Source organism: Pseudomonas fluorescens, from assembly GCF_000802965.1.
In the GTDB taxonomy this organism is placed as follows: Bacteria; Pseudomonadota; Gammaproteobacteria; order Pseudomonadales; family Pseudomonadaceae; genus Aquipseudomonas; species Aquipseudomonas fluorescens_A.
In genome coordinates, this window is the sequence record NZ_JSAK01000043.1 from 108,775 (window position 1) to 128,005 (window position 19,231).

Sequence of the window (19,231 nt, forward strand, 5' to 3'; positions counted from 1 at the left end):
TGAAGGCGAGGGTTCAGTGCCGGTGCTGACGGGTCACGCCGGCATCGAATTGCGCGACGATCTGCTGCCAGCCAGCGCTTTCGAGCGCGGCGTCAGTGAGGTCGGCCGGGGCTTTGAGGTCAGTGCTGCGGTTGAGCCAGACGTCCGGCGCGTCATCGTCGGCGGTCAAACGCATCAGAAACGAACCCGCTACGACTGGCGTCTCGCTATGGCCGAAATACGCCTTGGCGTCGAGCAATTGCCAGGCATGATTACCTCGGCTTACGGAACTGGCGTCCTGGGCGAACGGCGCAAAGCCTTCCTCGGCGAGGGCTTGAGGTGTCGGCAGGGTTTGCTGTTCCTGGCGCAGCAAGTGAATCTCGTCCAGCGTCACCCGCAGATCGGCGTAGATGCCTTGCTCGGAAGCGCTGAGGTCGCGGCGGGCATCCAGTTGATGGCTGTTGACGCTGCTCACCTCCTGAGACTCGCCGCGCCAGGCGACCACCGAACCGGCCACCGCCAGAATCATCAGGCACAACAGCAGCACATAGAGGGTTTCATGACCGGCTCCGGCCGGGCGCACAACTTGTGTGGTTGGCGTACTCATGGCGCTTCGATGTCCGCTTGGTCGATCTCGACCACGTGGCCTGGGCCGGCATCGAACAACACATAAAATTCGGCGCCGGGCTTTTTGAAGGTCAGGGTTGAATCGCTGCCGAGCTTGCCCGGAACCAGAATGGTTTCGTCGTAGCCGATCACATCGAGGGTCACGCCCGGTGCGCCGCTGCCGTCGGAGAAACCGCCGGTGCATTTGATCTGCTCGGCGTCGATCGCCTTGCATTCGCACATCGGATTGTGGGCCAGGGCGCTGGCGCTGAAACCGGTGCAGAGCACCAGCAGCGCTGCGCTAACAGGACGAGTAACGTTGATCATGGTTTGCCTCCTTGAGTGATCAGCCAGGCAAGGGTGGCGGGGGAGGCCTGGCTCAGAGGAATGGATGCCTGATGCATGGAGCCGTCCCAGCCTTCCATGGTGATCCACAGTTCGGCGTCGGCCTTGGTCTTTTCCGGGATCGGCAACATGGCGCCCATGCGGTACGGCGTTCCAAAGAAAATCACACCGGCGGCTCGCAGGCTGCGCGGTTTGCCGATGCGCAGGTAAGTCGCCTTGACCTGATCGCGGCAGCTGTTGCACAGCGCGGCGTTGAAGCTTTTCATGTAGCCGGCCGGGCCATCGGGGCGTGGTGCTTCGTTGCGCAGTTCGGCAAGACGCACGCTCCACGGTCCGACCTGCACTTCACCGATCTCCCGTTCACCCAAACCGGTATCCCCACGAAACAGCGCAGCGTCGGCGAAGTATTTAGGCATGAAACCCAGCGGCACCAGCAACAGCAGGACGTTGATGTGGAAGCGCCATTTGTGCCAGAAACGGCTGAGTTTCGAAGTCGGTTTTTCCGCCGCGAACAGGCTCATTGGCTGACCTCCGTGGTTTCACGGCTGGTCACCGGGGCGCTTTCGTTGCGTGGACGTTTGTTGCTGCGCTTGAGGGCGTTGGCCGTAGCGAGGGCGGTACGCTTGGTCCAGATCAACAGGCCGCTGAGCACCATCATGCTCAGCAGCAGGCCGAAGAAGAACCAGATCAGCTTGATCCACAGACCGCCGAAATCTCCGGTGTGCAGCGGGCGCATGGATTCGGTCACGAACTCAAGGCCCGAGCGATCCGACAGCAGGCGCGTGGCGGCAACATCGCCGGTGTACGGGTTGATTTCGGCGGTCTGGAACATCAGTGGATACCAGCTGCGACCACCCACCGACAGATAGCTGTAGGCGTTGGCCGGCATGCTGACAAAGCTTTCGTCCAGACCAGGAATGCGCTCCTTGGCTTCGCGGATCGCCGCTTCCAGGCTGATCATCGGTGCCGCCGAACCATCGGCGGTGAGCGGTACGTTTTCACGGGGCACCACAAGCGCCACCGGAGCGGTGGAGATGGAGATCTGGTTGTCGAACATGAACGCTTCGATCAGGAACCAGGTACTGGTGACGGAAATCACCGCGATGAACCAGATCGACCAGATGCCGCTGAGACGGTGGAAATCACCCCAGAAAATCCGTGCGCCGTGGCGAATGCGCAGGGTCGGGCGCAAGAAACCTTTCCAGAAGCGCTTGTAAACCACCAGCCCGGTGATCAACGAGGCCAGCAGCGGCAGGCTGAGGAACGACACCAGGTACCAGCCCCAGCTGTAGCCATTGGTGAACGGCACCAGCCACCAGCCGTGCAGTGCGCGGGTGAACGCCTTGAAGTTGAATTGCGGAGCGGGGCCTTGAATGGCGCCGGTGTAAGGGTTGACGTAGACCGTCAGCTCACGCCCGTCGGGGTAGTTGACCCTGACGTCCAGGGCAAAGTGCGACTCGTCGGGACGACTGATGCTGTCGATGATGATGTCGGGCTCGGCCTTTTTGATCGCGCTGACGATCTGGTCGTAGTTGAGCCGTGGCGTATCGTCCGAAGGCTGGCTGGCACGCATTTGCGGGTTGGCCAGCCAGACGATTTCCTGGCTCACCACGGCCAGGGTGCCGGTCACACAGACGATAAGCACGAAAAACCAGATTGGCAGTGCCAGCCAGCTATGGACCAGAAACCAGAGTTTTGAACGGGATTTCTTCGACATGATTAAGGGTCTTGTTTCGATGGGAAGGCCTCTGCTACGGGCTTCGCAGCGATGAGGTCGACGAAAGTCCGGTCGTGGCTTTTGCCTACGCGACAGGACTGCATCTATATAAGACGGATGAGCATGTGAAATCCCGAAGGGGGATATGAAAGAAAATGTTTCGTGTTCCGTAAATTCCGGGAAGCCACAGATAACGCAACCCTGTAGGAGCCGGCTTGCTGGCGATGGGACCCCCGCGTTTGATCAATCCTCACGCGTTATCGTTTACGAACATCGCCAGCAAGCCCGCTCCCACAGGGACTATTGGCGTACACATCATCTATGAACAATCGGATACCTGTGGGAGCTGGCTTGCCAGCGATGGCGTCAGATCAGGCACTGATTACCTCAACCCTGCTGAAACATTTCCTTGGCCCGCTGTTCAATCTGTTCCTGAGTCAGATCCTCCTTGCGCGTGGCCAAAAACCACAGATGGCCGTAGGGATCCTTCAAGGTCCCGGAACGGTCACCGTAAAACTGGTCCTTGACCTCCGACACCAGGGTGCCCCCGGCGTCGATCGCCTGTTTATAGGACTTGTCCACATCGGTCACATACAGATGCAGACCCACGGACGGCGACTGGTCCGGGTTGCTCAACGGCCCTTGATCGCACGGCGTGCCGAGCATGATCGGGCAATCGCCGATGCGCAGTTCAGCGTGGCCGATACCGCCGTCGGGCATGGACAGGCGCATGACTTCGATGGCGCCGAAGGCTTTTTTATAGAACTCGATGGCTTCAGCAGCTTTTGCAATGCCCAGGTACGGGGTAATGCTGTGATAACCCTCGGGAATGGGTTTGACGCTCATGATCGTTCTCCTTTTATTGTTGTGAGACGAAGATCGCTCTCCAGCCGAACAAGTGTAGGAGTTGCCGCAGGCTGCGATCTTTTGATTTTGACTTTCGGCACTCGCCAAGTTCACCAAAAGATCCCTGCAAAAACTGGCCAAGGCGTTGAATTCCGATGACGTGCGTCAATTCATCCTGACCCGCTATAAAGGGCAGGTTGCACCGGGGTTTCTGATGTTGGGGTGACATAAGTCGCCATCGCTGGCAAGCCAGCTCCTACAGGTTTTGTGTGGGTTTCGAAAATCACGCAATCCTGTAGGAGCTGGCTTGCCAGCGATAGCCACACCACCTATTTCAGATCAGGCTCTAAAAGCCGCGCCCCCGGCCCACGCTCCCCAAGCACATCGCCAAAATTGCGCAACGGACACGCCTCCATCGACAAACACCCGCAACCAATGCAGCCATTGAGTTTGTCCCGCAACTGGGTCAACTGATTGATCCGCTCATCCAGATCCCGGCTCCATTGCGCCGACAACACCTTCCAGTCCGCCGCCGTCGGTGCGCGATTATCCGGCAACGATTTCAGTGCTTCGCCAATCTCCGCCAATGGAATGCCCAAACGCTGAGCCACCTTGATCAGCGCCACACGTCGCAGCACTTCCCGTGGATAACGCCGCTGGTTGCCCTGATTGCGGTTGCTTTTGATCAAACCCTTGGATTCATAAAAGTGCAGCGCGGTTACCGCAACGCCGCTGCGTTCGGCCAATTGGCCGACGCTGAGTTCTCGATGCAGATTTTCCGAGGTGATCATTTGAAAAATGCCTCTTGACCTCTAGTTAGCTCGAGGTTTTACCCTGCACGCCTTCGGATCGCAAGATTCGGCTTACAGGTAAGTGGGGGTAATTCATGCAAGCTTCAGAGAAATATCGCAGCTTCACCCAACTGATCGAATTCGAAATCGAGCCTCATCAGCAACCGGCGCTGGTGTCGGCGCTGTCCCGGCAGACTGAGCGTCTGGCCCAGCACTACAGCGGTTTCCTCAGTGCGAGCATCCAGGCCAGTGACGATGGCCGGCGGGTGCTCAATTACTTGCAATGGCAAACCCGCGAGGCCGGGGAAGCCGCGTTTCAGAGCTTTGAAAGCGGCGAGGAGGATTTTTGGCAGTTGATTCGTGCCCATCAGGCGAAAGCCGTGACCTTCGGCTCGTTCCAGGTGCTACACAGCCTGGAACGCAGCCACGATCGCGCGCTGCACTGCAATCTGGTGGCTTAAATCGACAACTGCATCAAGCGGTCGCCCTGGACGTTTTCCGTAGGTCGGCGCTTGTTCACCGCCAGTTCGCCGATCTTGATCAGGCGTGTGCGGGTGACGTTGCGGCTCAAACCCAGCAGTGCAGCGGTGTGCACCTGGTTGTAGTGGCTGAAACGATAGGCCGCGCGCAGCAGCGCGTCTTCGACTTTTTCATGCAGCGCGCCGGCCTGTTCCTCGAAGAGCTTTTTAAAGGCTCGATCGAGCAGCGCCTCGGCGGAGTCGTCGACCTGAGCGTGGTAGTCGTCCTGACGCTCGATGCGCATGTTTGACAGGCGCAGGTCGTCGCGTTCGATCACGCCATTGCGGCAAATCAGCAAGGTGTGGTGAATGACGTTTTCCAGCTCGCGGATGTTGCCCGGCCAACTGTAGCTGCGCAGCTTCAGCTCGGCCTCTTTGCTGATGGTGATGGTGCCGTAGCCCAGGCGCTGACTGTAGGCGTCGATGAAGTGGCGGGTCAGCGGCAGGATGTCGCCGGGGCGATCGCGCAACGGGCTCAGCTCCAGGCTGACCACGTCGAGTCGGTAGTACAGGTCTTCGCGGAAATGCCCGGCGTTGATGGCTTTTTCCAGCTGCACGTTGGTCGCGGCCAACACCCGCACATCAATCGGAATGCTCTTGCGCGAACCCAACCGCACCACTTCGCGCTCCTGCAAGACCCGCAGCAATTTGACCTGAATCGCCATCGGCAGATCGCCGATTTCATCGAGGAACAACGTGCCGCCATCGGCCTCTTCGAACCAGCCGGCCTTGGCGCTCAGGGCACCGGTGAAGGCGCCTTTTTCATGGCCGAACAGCTCGGCCTCGACCAGGGATTCGGAGAATGCACCGCAGTTCACCGCCACGAACGGCCGGTTGCGCCGAGCGCTGAGGTTGTGGATATGCCGCGCCACCAACTCTTTGCCGGTGCCGGTCTCGCCAATGATCAGCACGCTGGCTTCGCTGGGGGCGACTTGCTGCAAATGCGCGAGCAAGGCCTGGGACTTCGGGTCTTCGAACACCTGGGCCGTGGCGCGGATCGACGTGGCCAGAGCGGGCGAGGGCGGTAAGGTCAGCAGCTGCATGGGGCACGCTCCTTGTAGAGAAAACTATGAATAAAAAGTCGGAATCGGCAGGGCCTGGTTCAGCGCCCAGTCACCCAGTTCATGGAGTTTGTAATCCACCGGGTCGTGCAGGGTTTGTGTGCGCAGATTGCGCCAGTGCCGATCCAGCCGCAGCGAGGCGTGTGTCGAGCGCGCGCCGGTCACTTCGAACAAGCGGCTACACAGTTCCAAACCATTGCGCGTGGCCGCGACCTTCGCCGTGGCGATGGCGGTGGCCAGATGTCCGCGCTCCTCGGCGCTGAGGTTCGGGCCTTTTGCCCAAGCCTTGTCGAGCAAATCAGCCGCACGTTCCACCAGCAACCGCACACCCTCGAGCGCTACCCAGAACTCGCCGTAGTGGCCGAGCACATAAGGGTCCTGACGCACATCCTGAGCGCTGGATTTGTGCCAAGGCCGCGTCTCGGTCTGCGTGTATTGCCGCGCTTCTTCGAACGCGCCTTCGGCGATGCCGAGGAACATGTGGGTGAACGTGAGTTGGGCGATCAATGGGCGCAGGCAGGCGAACGGCGTGCTCAACGGGCCTGGATCGAGCAGCAGTTCCGACTCCTCGACCCGCACCCGTTCGAAGGTGGCGCTGCCACTGTCGGTCTGGCGCTGGCCCATGTTGTCCCAGTCATTGTGCAAAGTGATGCCGCTGCGGCCGCTTGGGATCGCGGCAATAAGCAGTTTGCCACCGGCGCTTTCATCGACCGCCGAGGCAATCAACATCTCCGAATCGCTGGCGCCGGAGCAGAAGCTTTTCTTCCCGGAAAACTCGCGCCAGCCGCCGAGGTTTTTCACCACGGTGCGGGTGTCCAGCGGGTTGAGGGCGTTGCCCCAGAACCAGTTCTTGCGTGCGGTTTGCTCGAACCATGGCTGCCATTGTTCAGGCCGCGCAAACAGGCGCACGGTAGCGAGCATCAGGTGATGGAAGCCGAAAACATGGGCAATCGAACTGTCGACCTTGGCGAACTCACGCACGATGGTCAGGGTTTCACTCCAGTGCGCGCCTAGGCCGCCGAACTGGGTGGGAATGCTTAGCGCGAGCAGGCCGCTGTGGCGCAGGGCATCGCGCTCGGCCTTGGGCGTACCACCTCGTTCGTCGCGCTCGACGGCGGTCAAGGCAAACTCGGCGGCCAATTGGCGGGCGGTCTTCAACGGGGATATCAGGGCGCTTTGCGGCTTGGCAGTCACGCGGTTTTCCTTATGAAAAATAGACGCAAATCCCCTATGGAATGGGCTTTTGTGGCGAGGGAGCTTGCTCCCGTTCGGCTGCGAAGCAGTCGTAAAACGGTTGATGCGGGCTATCAGAAGACCCGCATTGTCCTGTTTAGGGACTGCTACGCAGTCCAGCGGGAGCAAGCTCCCTCGCCACGAAATTTCCTGCCCCCAGAGAGATTTTTCAGGCCGTGGCTTTGGCGGGAAGCACATCATTGGCAATCATTTCGCCAAACGGTCCGGTCAGGTTGGTGACGCCACGCCCGGCGAGTCTGGCGTACGGCTCGGGCAGCAGCGGGAACACCAGTTCGGCAAAGCGATACGCTTCTTCGAGGTGTGGATAACCGGAGAAGATGAAGCTCTCGATCCCAAGGTCCGCGTACTCCTTGATCCGCGCCGCGACTTGCTGCGGATCGCCCACCAGCGCGGTGCCGGCACCGCCACGCACCAGACCGACACCGGCCCACAGGTTTGGCGAAATCTCCAGGTTGTCGCGACGTCCATCGTGCAACGCCGCCATGCGCCGTTGTCCTTCGGAGTCGAAGCGCGAGAACGACTTCTGCGCGGCGGCGATGGTTTCGTCGCTGATGTGTTCGATCAGTTTGTCAGCGGCTTTCCACGCCTCTTCGGCGGTTTCGCGAACGATCACATGCAAGCGGATCCCGAACTTCACCGTGCGCCCGTGACGCGCGGCCCGCTCGCGGACATCGGCGAGTTTTTGCGCCACGGCGGCCGGCGGTTCGCCCCAGGTCAGGTAGACATCGACCTGCTCGGCGGCCAGGTCATGGGCAGCGTCGGACGAACCGCCGAAGTACAGCGGCGGATAGGGCTTTTGCACTGGCGGATACAGCGCCTTGGCGTTCTGCACCCGCAGGTGTTTACCTTCGAAATCCACCGATTCGCCTTGCAGCACCCTTCGCCAGATCTTGAGGAATTCGTCGGTGACTTCGTAGCGTTCGCTGTGATCGAGGAAGCTGCCGTCGCCACGGTTTTCATCCGGGTCACCGCCCGTCACGACGTTAATCAGCAAACGCCCGCCGGACAGCCGATCCAGGGTCGCGGCCATGCGTGCCGACACGGTCGGCGAAATAATCCCGGGACGGATCGCCACCAGATAACGCAAGCGTTCGGTCAGCGGCACCAGCGCCGAAGCGATCACCCACGAGTCTTCGCAAGAGCGCCCGGTGGGAATCAACACGCCGTGGTAACCGAGGCTGTCCGCGGCCTGGGCCACTTGTTTCAGATAGTTGAGCGTGACCGGGCGTGCGCCTTGCGTGGTGCCCAGGTAGTGACCGTCGCCGTGGGTCGGCAGAAACCAGAAAACATCCATGAACAAATCCTTAAGCGATTTTCAGCAGATTGTTGGGGTGCACGCCGAACAACGGCGCGGCGCGTTCTGCAGCAAGGCGTATGCGGGCCTTCAAGGGCTCACTGGTTATTTGGTAATTGGAGAAATCGGCTTCGGTGGCATACACGCCAATCGGCAAGGTCAACGCCTGGAAGAAACTGAACAGCGGTCGCAACTGGTGATCGAGCACCAGCGCGTGACGTTCGCTGCCACCGGTGGCGGCCAGCAGGACCGGCGTATTGATCAGCGCATTCAGGTCGATCAGGTCGAACAGGTGCTTGAGCAGGCCAGGGTAAGAACCGCGATAGACCGGCGCGGCGACGATCAACAGGTCGGCATTTTCGATGGCTTGCAGTTCGGCTTCGATGTCCGCACTCAATTCTTGACGGGACAACGCCGCGCCCAATGGTCGGGCGATGTCGCCCAGTTCGATCAGCTTGCTCTCGATCGGCAGTTGTTCGGCCAGTTGCGCCAACAGCGCTTGGGTCAGCACCAAAGTGCGTGAGGGACGCCAGGTGCCGCCGGAGAGGGCAACGACTTTCAATGGACGCGACATGATCAGTTCCTTTTTAAACAGTTGCTGGGGGAGCAGTGAGTCATCACTGGGCTTTCCCCTATTGAGCAAGAGCTGTACCAATCCCTATGAGCCTTGATTTACGGGGCTTTCAGCGCGTTGATCAGACGACGCTGTTGGTTTTCAAGGGCTGTTTGCTGAATGACTGTTGCCTGGCAAACAGTTGCGTGAGCAACAGTGCGTCAGGCCATGCAGTTGTTATAAAGGCTGTTTGTTATTCCTCAAAAGATCATTGATTGATATTTATAGATCATTAAGAAATATATGAGGCCTTGTAGGAGCCGGCTTGCTGGCGAGGAGGTTTCGAACTTTGAGGTGTTCTGCGGGGCGTCATCGCCAGCAAGCCGGCTCCTATAGGTAATTGCGTTCCAATCTCGATACCCACTATCGAGAGCGATGATTTCTGCCCATCCAAAGGCGCGAGTAGCCTGTGTTCATTGCCCCGAACCCAGTTGCCAGGACGCCGAACATGAAAACTCTACTGACCACTATGTTGTTGCTTGCAGTCTCCGTTCTTGCCGGATGTGCCAGCCATGTTTCCCCGGAACTGCGGCCCTACACCGCTGAAGAAACCCGAGAACTGGCGCTTGAGGCGTTGAACCGCCGCGGCTTGTCCTTCGACGAATACCACGCGAAAAAAGCTGAATTGCTCGGTCAGCCGCAGAAGACTTTCGGTTTCGACAAACAGGGTGAGATGAACGCCGAGCGAGCTGTACAGCTGCACGGTCGTCCAAGCTGAGGGAAAACTGTACGGCTGGAAGTTTTACCCAACTGTCCGTGGGTTTCCTCCGGGGTGTGCGATAGGGTCACTACCTGACTGACCCTGATGGATTGCCACCATGCTCTCGCTCGATCTGCTGCTGGGCTTCGCCCTGTTTGCCCTCGTCACCTCGATCACACCCGGCCCGAACAACACGATGTTGCTGGCATCGGGCGTGAATTTCGGCTTTAACCGCACCATTCCTCACATGCTCGGCATCACTTGCGGCTTCTTCGTGCTCGTCGTGGCGGTCGGTTTTGGCTTGGGCGCGGTGTTCCAGACTTATCCGTTGCTCTACACCGTGCTGCGATACGTCGGAGCGGCGTATTTACTGTATCTGGCGTGGAAAATTGCCCATTCTGGACCTGTCTCAGACAGTGAAAAACCTGAGGCCAAGCCGATCAGCTACCTCGGTGCCGCCGCGTTTCAGTGGGTCAATCCCAAGGCGTGGATCATGGCAATCGGCGCGATCAGCACTTACACGCCGATGCAGGGTTACTTCACCAATGTCATCGTGATTGCGGCGGTGTTTGCCTTGATCAACCTGCCGAGCGTCGGTGTCTGGGCCGCGTGCGGCACGTTGTTGCGCAACGTGCTCAAGGACCGCCGCTGGTTGCGTCTGTTCAACTGGGGCATGGCCGCGCTGCTGGTCGCTTCGCTGTATCCGATCCTGCTCGAAAGCTTTAACTGACGCATTGCTTCAACCGGTCGGCCGATGCCTGTTAAGCTCGCTTTTCAGGAGCGTTCCTACGCACTTTTAAATGAAGTGGTACTTCTTTAACGGCATCCGATCAGGTATTGGTAACGTTCTGAAAACCGGGCGCGGCTCACAAGGCTGCGTCTTGCCGTTTGCAGTCACGAGCCTCCTGATCCCGGAACACGCTCTGCGAGTCATTTATGAATAAACGTCCGTTGTATTTCGACTACGCCGCCACCACGCCGGTGGATGAGCGGGTCATCAAGGTCATGGTCGAGTGTCTGGGTTTCAGCGGTAATTTCGGCAATCCTGCGTCCAGCTCCCACGTGTTTGGCCAACAGGCCCGGCATTCGGTCGAGCAGGCGCGGCGCCAGGTCGCTGAACTGGTGGGCGCGCAGCCCGAGCAGATCGTCTGGACCTCCGGCGCCACCGAATCCAACAACCTGGCCCTCAAGGGCGTCGCCCAGGCGCGCGGCGTTGCCGGCGGCCACATCATCACCAGCCAGATCGAACACAAGGCCATCCTCGATACCGCAAGGCAATTGCAGGACGCGGGCGTGGCGGTAACGTATCTGGTGCCGGACACCGATGGCCTGATCACCGCGCAAGCGGTCAGCGATGCCATGCGCGAGGACACCTTCCTGGTGTCACTGATGCTGGTGAACAACGAACTCGGTACGGTCAACGACATCCCGGCCATCGGCCAGGTTGTGCGTGAGCGCAATGCGTTGCTGCATGTTGACGCCGCGCAAGGCGCGGGCAAGGTGTCGATTGATTTGGCGCAGTGGCCGGTGGATCTGATGTCATTCTCGGCGCACAAACTCTACGGACCCAAAGGCATCGGCGCGCTGTATGTCGGTCCGCGCGCGCAACAGCGTGTGCTGGCGCAGATTCACGGCGGTGGTCACGAGGGTGGTTTACGTTCCGGCACACTGGCCACACACCAGATCGCCGCGATGGGTGCGGCCTTCGCCTTGGCGGCAGCCGCGTTCGATGAAGAAAAAGCCTTGATCGTGCGTCTGCGTGAGCGCTTGCTCGATCAACTGCTGAGCATTCCCGGCGTTCGGCTCAATGGCAGCCCAAGCCAACGCATCCCGCATACCCTGAGCCTGACCTTCAACGAAGGCGAGTTCAATTCGGCGGCGTTGCTGGCGTCGATCGCCTTTTCCGCGACCTCGGCGTGCAATTCCGCGAGTAATGCACCGTCCCACGTGTTGTTGGCCCTGGGGCATGACGCTCGCTCGGCGAGTCGCACCATTCGCTTGAGCCTAGGGCGTTTCACCACCGAGCAGGATATCGATCAAGCGGTAGAACTGATTAAAGCGGCCTGCGCCAGTGCTCCGGCATTCTGGCAGTAAGGGTATAAAGCGCCGACCTTGATCGGCACTGAACAATAATGATGAGTGGTTAGCAGGAGTCATGATGAATACGCAGTTTTCGATCACCGGATCGGTGCCCCAGCGCCTGGCACAAACCCGCGAGCTGATGAGCCGGGAGGGCATCCATGCCCTGCTGGTGCCGTCGGCCGACCCGCACCTGTCCGAATACCTGCCGGGCTACTGGCAAGGGCGGCAGTGGTTGTCGGGCTTCCACGGTTCGGTCGGTACGCTGATCGTCACGCCGGATTTTGCCGGCGTGTGGGCCGATAGCCGTTATTGGGAGCAAGCGACCAAGGAACTCAAGGGCAGCGGCATCGAGCTGGTCAAGCTGCAACCGGGTCAACCGGGGCCGCTGGACTGGCTGGCCGAGCAAACCCCTGAGGGCGGCGTGGTCGCGGTGGATGGTGCGGTGATGGCCGTGGCCTCGGCGCGCACCCTGGGCAGCAAACTCGAAGAGCGCGGCGCACGCCTGCGCACCGATATCGATCTGTTGAGCGAAGTCTGGAGCGATCGCCCGACGCTGCCGAACGAGCCGATCTATCAGCACTTGCCACCCCAGGCGACCGTCAGCCGTGGCGAGAAGCTCGCCAAGTTGCGGGAAACCTTGCAGGCGAAAGGTGCCGACTGGCACTTCATTGCCACACTCGATGACATCGCCTGGCTGTTCAACCTGCGCGGCGGCGATGTGTCGTTCAACCCGGTGTTTGTTTCCTTCGCCTTGATCAGCCAGCAACAGGCGACCCTGTTTGTGGCGTTGAGCAAGGTCGACGCCGAGTTGCGTGCGGTCCTCGAACAGGACGGCGTGACCCTGCGCGATTACAGCGAAGTGGCCGATGCCCTGCGTCAGGTGTCGAGTGGGGCGAGTCTGCTGGTCGACCCTGCACGGGTAACGGCGGGTTTACTGGATAACCTCGACAGCGGCGTGAAGTTAGTCGAAGGCTTGAACCCGACCACGTTGGCCAAGTCGCAAAAAAGCCAGGCCGATGCCGAGCACATCCGTCAGGCCATGGAGCAGGACGGCGCGGCGCTGTGCGAATTCTTCACCTGGCTGGACTCGGCGCTGGGCCAGGAGCGCATCACCGAACTGACCATCGACGAGAAGCTGACCGCCGCCCGTGAACGCCGTCCGTGGTATGTGTCGCTGAGCTTCAACACCATTGCCGCGTTCAACGCCAACGGCGCCATGCCGCATTACCACGCCACTGAAGAAGAACACGCGGTGATCGAAGGCGACGGTCTGTTGCTGATCGATTCCGGCGGCCAATACCTGGGTGGTACGACCGACATTACGCGGATGGTGCCGGTCGGTACGCCGACAGCCGAGCAGAAACGCGATTGCACCCGCGTGCTCAAAGGCGTGATTGCCTTGTCCCGTGCGCAATTCCCCAAAGGCATCCTGTCGCCTTTGCTGGACGCTATCGCCCGTGCGCCGATCTGGGCGGAAAGCGTCGATTACGGTCACGGCACCGGTCACGGCGTCGGCTACTTCCTCAACGTTCACGAAGGCCCGCAAGTCATCGCCTATCAAGCCGCACCGGCACCGCAAACCGCGATGCAACCGGGCATGATCACCTCCATCGAACCGGGCACCTACCGTCCGGGCCGCTGGGGTGTGCGAATCGAGAACCTGGCGATGAACCGCGAGGCGGGTTCCAGTGAATTCGGCGAGTTCCTCAAGTTCGAAACCCTGACCCTGTGCCCGATCGATACCCGCTGCCTGGAGCCGTCGTTGCTGACTGAAGAAGAGAAACAGTGGTTCAACGCTTACCACGCCGAAGTGCGCGAGCGCTTGAGCCCGTTGCTTGACGGCGCCGCCCTTGAGTGGTTGCACACTCGCACTGCGGCTATTTGATCGGATCTAGCTCAGGCGCTTGTTCGAGCGCCTGGGCCATGTAATCGACAAAGGCTTTGACCCTGGCGGATTGGCGACGATTCGCCGGGGACACCGCATGTATCGGCAGCGACTGCGCAGTGTAATCCTGCAAAATCGCCGTCACTCTCCCAGCCTTCAGATCCTCGCTGAAAAGCCACACCGGCGACAGCGCAATTCCTAAACCCCCTAACACCATCTCGCGGATCGCCTCGGAATTGTTGCTTTGGGCATTGCCCTTGACCCGCACATCGTGGCGTTGTCCTTCTCGTTCGAAACACCACAGGTTCTGGTTGCTTAGCAGGTTGAACAGCAGGCAGTTGTGCTCGCCGAGTTCCCGCGGTGTTTGCGGTTGTCCGTTTTTTTTGAGATAGGCGGGCGATGCGACGGTCACTCGATGGGTGGTGCCGACGTGGTGGGCGATGAGGCCGCTGTCGTTCAACTCGCCAATCCTCAATGTCACATCCAACCCTTCGCTGACTAAATCCTGGTTCTGATCATTCAGTTGCAGATCGATTTCTAATTCGGGGTGGCGTTTTAGAAAATCCGGTAGACGCGGGGCAATTTGCAAGCGTCCGAAGCTGACCGAGGAGCCAACACGCAGATGTCCGGCGATGTTTTCCCGGCCGGACTTGAAGCTGTGTTCGGCGGCATCCACTGCTTCGAGAATTCGTCGGCATTCGTTGTAGTAGCGCTGCCCCTCATCGGTCAGGGACAACTTGCGTGTGCTACGGGAGATCAGCTTTCCACCCAGCCCGGTTTCCAGCGCTCGCAGTATTTTGCTGATGGTCGGTTGACTGGTGTGCATCTCCCGGGCGACGGCGGTAAAGCTGCCGCGTTCGACCACCCGGACGAAAATGGCCATTGCATTGAGTTTGTCCACAGTGACTCTCATTGATGCCTGATAGGCATGTTCACTATAGCTATTTGGCGTCTTATCGGAATGAGTGAAGTGGCGGAGGATCTGTCCTACAAACACCTCTTACGGGAATAGATGAAATGACTGACTCAATGCACATGCGCGCGCTGATTGTTGACTCGATTAACGGACCGCTACGCTTGGCCTGCATTAAACGACCAGTGCCTGAAGCCGGGCAAGTATTGGTGCGGATTGCGGCCAGTGGGGTGAACCCTTTGGACATAAAAATTCGTTCGGGGCAGGCCGTCCATGCCCGTCAGCCTCTGCCAGCAGTGTTGGGGATGGATCTGGCGGGAACGGTTGAGGCTTTGGGAGAGGGTGTCAGAGGATGGCAGCCGGGTGACGAGGTCTATGCGATGGCGACCGGAATTGGCGGTGCGCAGGGCTCCCTTGCGGAGTTCGCGGTGGTCGATGCTCGGCTACTGGCGCGCAAACCTGCCAACCTGAGCATGCGCGAAGCGGCGGGGTTGCCGTTGATACTGATTACCGCGTGGGAAGGTTTGGTTGATCGGGCTCAGGTGCGAACGGGGCACAAGGTGCTGATTCACGGTGGGGCGGGAGGTGTTGGACACATCGCGGTGCAGATTGCCCGCGCATTTGGTGCTGACGTGTTTGCCAAAGGTTCGACAAAGCAGCAGGAAATTATCGAAGGCTTGGGCGCGACCTTTATTGATCGCAAGACTTCGGTAGAGACCTACATGGCTGAGCATACGGGCGGGGAGGGTTTCGATATTGTTTACGACACGGTGGGCGGTAAAGTTCTGGATGAGTCGTTCCAGGCCGCACGGGTTTACCACGGCCATGTAGTGAGTTGCCTCGGGTGGGGACAGCACAGCTTGGCACCGCTTTCGTTTCGCGGGGCGACCTATTCCGGAGTATTTACCTTATTGCCTTTACTGACGGGGAGGGGGCGTGAGCATCATGGGGATATTCTCCGCGACGCAGCGCGCTTGATCGAAGCGGGTGATGTGATGCCGATTCTTGATCCACGCCAGTTCAGTATGGAAACAGCCGAGGCCTCCCATGAGCTTCTCCAATCTGGAGATGGGCAGGGGAGGCTGATCATCGAGATTTAACGCAGGGCTTCGACGACGAAGTCCAGTCGGTCCTGCCCAAAGAACAGCTGATTATCGACAAACATACTCGGTGCACCGAACACACCACGCTGCACGGCTTTTTCGGTGTTGTCCTTGAGTACGGCTTTGACTTCCTCATCGGCGGTCAGGGCCAGCACCTCGTTGGGGTCGAAACCGTGCTGGGTCAATACTTCGACCACGGTTGCCGGTTCATCGAGGTTGCGGCCGTCAACCCACAGGGCCTTGAACAGGCAGTCGATGAAGGCCGCAAAACGCTCGGGATGGCGCATCTGCATACCGGTGACGGCGCGCATGAGCATCAAGGTATTGATCGGGAAGTGCGGGTTGAATTTCAGCGGCACGCCGTAGCGTTTGGCATAACGGTCGAGGTCCTGAAACATGTAACGGCCCTTGGCCGGAATGGTTGCCGGCGAAGCGTTGCCGGTGGCTTTGAACACGCCGCCGAGCAGGATCGGGATGTAGATCAGATGGCTGTCGGTTTGCTCACAGATATTCGGCAACTGGGTGTACGCCAGGTAGGTGGCTGGGCTGCCCAGGTCGAAGAAGAATTCCACGGTTTTACTCATGATCGATACGCTCTGCTTATTGTTATGGGGGAGGGCTTACCAGCGTTCACTCCAGGGACGCAGGTCCAGCTCGAAGGTCCAGGCGTCGCGTGGCTGGCTGTGCAAGTACCAATAGTTCTCGGCAATGTGCTCGGGATTGAGGATCCCATCCTGATCCTTGGTCGCGTACTTTTCGGGGAAGCTGTCGCGTATGAAATCGGTATCGATGGCACCGTCAACGACAACGTGGGCGACGTGGATGTTCATCGGTCCAAGTTCACGGGCCATGCTCTGCGCCAGCGCGCGAATCCCGTGTTTGGCACCGGCGAAAGCGGCAAACCCCGCCGCTCCGCGCATCCCGGCGGTAGCTCCGGTGAACAGGATGGTGCCCCGTTGCCGCTTGGCCATGCGCTTGGCCACCTCACGGGCATTGAGAAATCCGGAGAAACAGGCCATTTCCCAGATCTTGAAATATTTGCGCGCGGTTTCTTCGAGAATGCTGCAGGGCACGTTGGCGCCGATGTTGAACACGAATGCTTCGATAGGTCCAATCTCGCTTTCGATCTGTTCGACCAGTGCGACCACGTCTTCTTCCTTGCGTGCATCGCAAGCAAATCCGTGAGCTTCACCTCCCGTGGCCTTGATGGCATCTACAAGTGGCTGGAGTTTATCCGCGCTGCGGCGGGTGACGCAGGCTACAAATCCTTCTTGGGCAAAACGTTTGGCGATGGCGCCCCCCGTGGCATCCCCAGCGCCGACAACCAGTACGACCTTCTTGTTATTCATGGGCAGATCCCTTTGGTAAACGATCGTTAACTAAACGAACGTTATGCTACGATTCGATCAGCGTCAAGGCGATCAACTCTGAGGAAAGGCAATGCGCTACTCGGCCAATCACAAGCTGGAAACCAAAGAAAAGCTGCTGCAAAGCAGTTCGGTCTCGGCCAAAAAATCCGGTTTTTCTACTGTGGGTGTCGACGGTCTGATGAAGGCGATCGGCTTGAGTGGCGGCGCTTTCTACAGCCACTTCTCATCGAAGGACGAGCTGTTCGCGTCCATCGTCGAGCGTGAGTTGAGCCAGAGCCTGGAACGGCTGGGAGCTGATCAGGATCGCGACAAACTTGAGCGCTGCTTGAAGCATTACCTGAGCATGTCCCACGTCGATCATCCGGAAACCGGATGTGCATTACCGGTATTGGGCGCCGAGATTGCCCGTTCCGATGTATTGATTCGGCAGCAGGCGGAACACTGGATTTGTCAGCTTCAGGAAAGTTGGGCGCAGGTGCTGGAAAGCGACAGTCTGGCTTGGGCCATTCTGTCGCAATGCATCGGGGCGTTGGTAGTGGCGCGGATGCTCGCCACTCCGGAGCTGCAGCGCAAAGTGCTGAAGTCCAGTTACGATGAGATCGGCCGCCAGATCGAAGGCTCGAGAGCCTGACAGGTTGGCTTCAACTTATTTGCAAATTACGATCATGCTGCGGCTGGTATAACCGGCAGGGTTAAGCCCAAATGGATAATCCCCCGGTTCCTCTACGGCATCCCCGGACTTGGCGATAACCTTGTATCCCTTGGGTGCGCACGAGTTGGCCGCGCTGGCGTAGCACTTGTCCCAAGAGGACGACAGCCCTGAACAGTTGATATGCAGACCCTTCCTGCCGTGTTTGGTTTGGGTCTTCGATGTCGCCGCGCAGCCCGCAATTGCAAGTACGGCGATCAGGATCAAAATTCGTTTCATTGCTTTCCTTGTAGCGTTCCCGAATCTGGTGCCCGGGTCTGGCTTTATTCGCTTTCGTTTGAAGCGTTCTGAGATCCCTGTCCTGAAAAATCCTTGTCTGACTCTAGGTTGCGGGCCTAAACATGGCCTAAATGAGCGGTAAATACCAGAGTCTCGTCAAACCCTGTATCAATCCGCCGCAACGACAGGCTTGGCGGCGCTACCCATTGTCATGGTGGCGCCGACGGATGCCAGAATGATGCACAAGATAGCCATCCACTGTGACAGCGATAGGTACTCTTGGAGAAATAACAAGCCTGACAGCGCTCCTATTGCTGGTTCAATGCTCATCAAGGTACCAAAGGTCCTGGCAGGCATGCGTGTCAGGGCGACCATCTCCAGCGTGTAGGGAAGGGCAGTGGATAAGAGGGCGACACCGATGGCGATCGGAATCAGTGATGGCGTCAACAACGCTGCGCCTGCATGCACGATGCCGATAGGCGCTACGAAAAGCGCTGCAATCATTACGCCCAGCGCAGCGGTCTGGACTCCATTGTCAGCGCCGGCCTTTTGCCCAAAAAGAATGTACAGCGCCCAGCACACGCCTGCGCCTAATGCGTAACCGGCACCTGCGAGATCAATTCCCGCCGAGGTTGCTCCTGTAGGTATCAAAAGCAGCAAGCCGACAGCCGCCAGTGCTATCCACAAAAAGTCGATGGCACGGCGTGAAGCATAAATGGCAACGGCCAAGGGCCCAGTGAACTCCAGTGCTACCGCAATCCCCAGGGGAACCGTGCGCAGGGACATATAGAAGAGGAAGTTCATGCCACCCAGTGCCATGCCGTAGACGATGACGGTGCGCAGCGACTTTGCGGTGAGCTGCGCCCGCCACGGGCGTAAAAGCAGCAGCATGATCACGCTGGCAAAGACCAGGCGCAGGGTGGTCGTTCCCTGGGCGCCAACAATGGGGAACATGCTTTTGGCCAAAGAGGCTCCGGACTGAATCGATGCCATGGCTATTATTAGCAGGCCGACCGAAAACAGGGTCGAGGCAAGACTGCGAGGCTGATCATTCATCGAGTGGCGTTGTCCGAGTGAGGGGCTTGGGCTTTTTACTTAGTATTGGGCAATATACTGCGCAATCGCTGCCGGCGCGTCTATATATAAGCAGCGATATTGTGCTTGCTGATAGAAAAACCAAATCAGTGCTTGACGGCAGATCTCATGTGTCTATAATTCGCCCCACT

Annotated in this window: 22 protein-coding genes; 7 read left to right on the forward strand and 15 right to left on the reverse strand. The window is 59.0% G+C overall.

Going from position 1 to position 19,231, the window contains the following annotated elements:
- Window positions 1-13: 13 nt before the first annotated feature.
- The 6 genes from NL64_RS28325 to soxR all read right to left on the reverse strand — a co-directional run bounded on the left by NL64_RS28325 (window position 14) and on the right by soxR (window position 4,284).
- The gene (locus NL64_RS28325) at window positions 14-586 is read right to left on the reverse strand and encodes a DUF6162 family protein (RefSeq protein WP_034151366.1); all 573 of its coding nucleotides are present in this window, start codon (window positions 584-586) and stop codon (window positions 14-16) included.
- Window positions 583-912, reverse strand: coding sequence for a hypothetical protein (locus NL64_RS28330; RefSeq protein ID WP_034151367.1), 330 nt, complete (start codon window positions 910-912; stop codon window positions 583-585). The genes NL64_RS28325 and NL64_RS28330 overlap by 4 nt, the downstream gene beginning before the upstream one ends.
- Window positions 909-1,451 (reverse strand): hypothetical protein, encoded by a 543-nt coding sequence (locus tag NL64_RS28335; protein WP_034151368.1) that lies wholly within the window; start codon window positions 1,449-1,451, stop codon window positions 909-911. The genes NL64_RS28330 and NL64_RS28335 overlap by 4 nt, the downstream gene beginning before the upstream one ends.
- Window positions 1,448-2,647, reverse strand: coding sequence for a PepSY-associated TM helix domain-containing protein (locus tag NL64_RS28340; protein ID WP_034151369.1), 1,200 nt, complete (start codon window positions 2,645-2,647; stop codon window positions 1,448-1,450). Before NL64_RS28340 ends, NL64_RS28335 begins: the two co-directional genes overlap by 4 nt.
- Before the next feature lie 387 nt (window positions 2,648-3,034).
- Entirely contained in the window at window positions 3,035-3,493 is a 459-nt protein-coding gene (locus NL64_RS28345) for a VOC family protein (RefSeq protein ID WP_034151370.1), read from the reverse strand.
- Window positions 3,494-3,822: 329 nt separating this feature from the next.
- A complete protein-coding gene (gene soxR, locus NL64_RS28350) occupies window positions 3,823-4,284 on the reverse strand; it encodes a redox-sensitive transcriptional activator SoxR (RefSeq protein ID WP_034151371.1) in 462 nt (153 codons plus the stop codon).
- 95 nt (window positions 4,285-4,379) lie between these two features.
- Between soxR and NL64_RS28355 the strand changes: the two genes are divergently transcribed.
- Window positions 4,380-4,745, forward strand: a complete 366-nt coding sequence (locus NL64_RS28355; protein WP_034151372.1) for an antibiotic biosynthesis monooxygenase — start codon at window positions 4,380-4,382, stop codon at window positions 4,743-4,745.
- On the opposite strand, the gene NL64_RS28360 is transcribed toward NL64_RS28355, so the two are convergent.
- The 4 genes from NL64_RS28360 to msuE form a co-directional block, all read right to left on the reverse strand.
- The gene (locus NL64_RS28360) at window positions 4,742-5,845 is read right to left on the reverse strand and encodes a sigma-54 interaction domain-containing protein (protein WP_034151373.1); all 1,104 of its coding nucleotides are present in this window, start codon (window positions 5,843-5,845) and stop codon (window positions 4,742-4,744) included. The genes NL64_RS28355 and NL64_RS28360 overlap by 4 nt on opposite strands.
- A gap of 24 nt (window positions 5,846-5,869) precedes the next feature.
- Window positions 5,870-7,057 carry an acyl-CoA dehydrogenase family protein gene (locus NL64_RS28365; RefSeq protein ID WP_034151374.1) on the reverse strand — a complete coding sequence of 396 codons (1,188 nt, stop codon included), beginning with the start codon at window positions 7,055-7,057 and terminating at the stop codon, window positions 5,870-5,872.
- Window positions 7,058-7,265: 208 nt separating this feature from the next.
- Entirely contained in the window at window positions 7,266-8,411 is a 1,146-nt protein-coding gene (gene ssuD / locus NL64_RS28370) for an FMNH2-dependent alkanesulfonate monooxygenase (RefSeq protein WP_034151375.1), read from the reverse strand.
- 10 nt (window positions 8,412-8,421) lie between these two features.
- Entirely contained in the window at window positions 8,422-8,985 is a 564-nt protein-coding gene (gene msuE / locus NL64_RS28375) for an FMN reductase (protein WP_034151376.1), read from the reverse strand.
- A gap of 487 nt (window positions 8,986-9,472) precedes the next feature.
- Here msuE and NL64_RS28380 point away from each other — a divergent pair, with 487 nt between their 5' ends.
- From NL64_RS28380 to NL64_RS28395, 4 genes are all read left to right on the forward strand, one after another.
- A complete protein-coding gene (locus tag NL64_RS28380; protein WP_034151377.1) occupies window positions 9,473-9,742 on the forward strand; it encodes a lipoprotein in 270 nt (89 codons plus the stop codon).
- A gap of 100 nt (window positions 9,743-9,842) precedes the next feature.
- Complete coding sequence (locus tag NL64_RS28385; protein ID WP_034151378.1) at window positions 9,843-10,454, forward strand: LysE family translocator; 612 nt, start codon at window positions 9,843-9,845, stop codon at window positions 10,452-10,454.
- A 206-nt stretch (window positions 10,455-10,660) separates the two neighbouring features.
- Window positions 10,661-11,818, forward strand: a complete 1,158-nt coding sequence (locus NL64_RS28390) for a cysteine desulfurase family protein (RefSeq protein WP_034151379.1) — start codon at window positions 10,661-10,663, stop codon at window positions 11,816-11,818.
- 64 nt (window positions 11,819-11,882) lie between these two features.
- Entirely contained in the window at window positions 11,883-13,691 is a 1,809-nt protein-coding gene (locus NL64_RS28395) for an aminopeptidase P family protein (RefSeq protein WP_034151380.1), read from the forward strand.
- On the opposite strand, the gene NL64_RS28400 is transcribed toward NL64_RS28395, so the two are convergent.
- Window positions 13,684-14,604: a LysR family transcriptional regulator gene (locus NL64_RS28400; RefSeq protein WP_172668717.1), complete on the reverse strand. Its 921-nt coding sequence runs from the start codon at window positions 14,602-14,604 to the stop codon at window positions 13,684-13,686. The two genes, NL64_RS28395 and NL64_RS28400, sit on opposite strands and share 8 nt — an antisense overlap.
- Before the next feature lie 104 nt (window positions 14,605-14,708).
- Between NL64_RS28400 and NL64_RS28405 the strand changes: the two genes are divergently transcribed.
- Window positions 14,709-15,704 carry a zinc-dependent alcohol dehydrogenase family protein gene (locus NL64_RS28405; RefSeq protein WP_034151382.1) on the forward strand — a complete coding sequence of 332 codons (996 nt, stop codon included), beginning with the start codon at window positions 14,709-14,711 and terminating at the stop codon, window positions 15,702-15,704.
- On the opposite strand, the gene NL64_RS28410 is transcribed toward NL64_RS28405, so the two are convergent.
- Together NL64_RS28410 and NL64_RS28415 are read right to left on the reverse strand one after the other, a co-directional pair.
- Entirely contained in the window at window positions 15,701-16,291 is a 591-nt protein-coding gene (locus tag NL64_RS28410) for a 2-hydroxychromene-2-carboxylate isomerase (protein WP_034151383.1), read from the reverse strand. The two genes, NL64_RS28405 and NL64_RS28410, sit on opposite strands and share 4 nt — an antisense overlap.
- A gap of 36 nt (window positions 16,292-16,327) precedes the next feature.
- Window positions 16,328-17,056, reverse strand: a complete 729-nt coding sequence (locus tag NL64_RS28415) for an SDR family oxidoreductase (protein ID WP_034151384.1) — start codon at window positions 17,054-17,056, stop codon at window positions 16,328-16,330.
- A 91-nt stretch (window positions 17,057-17,147) separates the two neighbouring features.
- Between NL64_RS28415 and NL64_RS28420 the strand changes: the two genes are divergently transcribed.
- On the forward strand, window positions 17,148-17,708 hold the full coding sequence (locus tag NL64_RS28420) for a TetR/AcrR family transcriptional regulator (RefSeq protein WP_034151385.1): 561 nt from the start codon (window positions 17,148-17,150) through the stop codon (window positions 17,706-17,708).
- A 15-nt stretch (window positions 17,709-17,723) separates the two neighbouring features.
- Here the strand turns inward: NL64_RS28420 and NL64_RS28425 are convergent, their stop codons facing one another.
- On the reverse strand, window positions 17,724-18,005 hold the full coding sequence (locus NL64_RS28425) for a hypothetical protein (RefSeq protein ID WP_034151386.1): 282 nt from the start codon (window positions 18,003-18,005) through the stop codon (window positions 17,724-17,726).
- A gap of 168 nt (window positions 18,006-18,173) precedes the next feature.
- On the reverse strand, window positions 18,174-19,061 hold the full coding sequence (gene rhtA, locus NL64_RS28430) for a threonine/homoserine exporter RhtA (RefSeq protein ID WP_034151387.1): 888 nt from the start codon (window positions 19,059-19,061) through the stop codon (window positions 18,174-18,176).
- Between the last annotated feature and the right edge of the window lie 170 nt (window positions 19,062-19,231).

Bases quoted from the DNA above. Each gene is read 5' to 3' on its own strand.
- NL64_RS28420 (WP_034151385.1), top strand. From the start codon at position 17,148: ATGCGCTACTCGGCCAATCACAAGCTGGAAACCAAAGAAAAGCTGCTG.
- NL64_RS28390 (WP_034151379.1), top strand. From the start codon at position 10,661: ATGAATAAACGTCCGTTGTATTTCGACTACGCCGCCACCACGCCGGTG.
- rhtA (WP_034151387.1), bottom strand. From the start codon at position 19,061: ATGAATGATCAGCCTCGCAGTCTTGCCTCGACCCTGTTTTCGGTCGGC.
- NL64_RS28400 (WP_172668717.1), bottom strand. From the start codon at position 14,604: ATGAGAGTCACTGTGGACAAACTCAATGCAATGGCCATTTTCGTCCGG.
- NL64_RS28325 (WP_034151366.1), bottom strand. From the start codon at position 586: ATGAGTACGCCAACCACACAAGTTGTGCGCCCGGCCGGAGCCGGTCAT.
- NL64_RS28395 (WP_034151380.1), top strand. From the start codon at position 11,883: ATGAATACGCAGTTTTCGATCACCGGATCGGTGCCCCAGCGCCTGGCA.
- NL64_RS28415 (WP_034151384.1), bottom strand. From the start codon at position 17,056: ATGAATAACAAGAAGGTCGTACTGGTTGTCGGCGCTGGGGATGCCACG.
- NL64_RS28405 (WP_034151382.1), top strand. From the start codon at position 14,709: ATGACTGACTCAATGCACATGCGCGCGCTGATTGTTGACTCGATTAAC.
- NL64_RS28340 (WP_034151369.1), bottom strand. From the start codon at position 2,647: ATGTCGAAGAAATCCCGTTCAAAACTCTGGTTTCTGGTCCATAGCTGG.
- ssuD (WP_034151375.1), bottom strand. From the start codon at position 8,411: ATGGATGTTTTCTGGTTTCTGCCGACCCACGGCGACGGTCACTACCTG.
- NL64_RS28410 (WP_034151383.1), bottom strand. From the start codon at position 16,291: ATGAGTAAAACCGTGGAATTCTTCTTCGACCTGGGCAGCCCAGCCACC.
- NL64_RS28380 (WP_034151377.1), top strand. From the start codon at position 9,473: ATGAAAACTCTACTGACCACTATGTTGTTGCTTGCAGTCTCCGTTCTT.
- NL64_RS28385 (WP_034151378.1), top strand. From the start codon at position 9,843: ATGCTCTCGCTCGATCTGCTGCTGGGCTTCGCCCTGTTTGCCCTCGTC.
- NL64_RS28330 (WP_034151367.1), bottom strand. From the start codon at position 912: ATGATCAACGTTACTCGTCCTGTTAGCGCAGCGCTGCTGGTGCTCTGC.
- soxR (WP_034151371.1), bottom strand. From the start codon at position 4,284: ATGATCACCTCGGAAAATCTGCATCGAGAACTCAGCGTCGGCCAATTG.
- NL64_RS28345 (WP_034151370.1), bottom strand. From the start codon at position 3,493: ATGAGCGTCAAACCCATTCCCGAGGGTTATCACAGCATTACCCCGTAC.
- msuE (WP_034151376.1), bottom strand. From the start codon at position 8,985: ATGTCGCGTCCATTGAAAGTCGTTGCCCTCTCCGGCGGCACCTGGCGT.
- NL64_RS28425 (WP_034151386.1), bottom strand. From the start codon at position 18,005: ATGAAACGAATTTTGATCCTGATCGCCGTACTTGCAATTGCGGGCTGC.
- NL64_RS28335 (WP_034151368.1), bottom strand. From the start codon at position 1,451: ATGAGCCTGTTCGCGGCGGAAAAACCGACTTCGAAACTCAGCCGTTTC.
- NL64_RS28355 (WP_034151372.1), top strand. From the start codon at position 4,380: ATGCAAGCTTCAGAGAAATATCGCAGCTTCACCCAACTGATCGAATTC.
- NL64_RS28360 (WP_034151373.1), bottom strand. From the start codon at position 5,845: ATGCAGCTGCTGACCTTACCGCCCTCGCCCGCTCTGGCCACGTCGATC.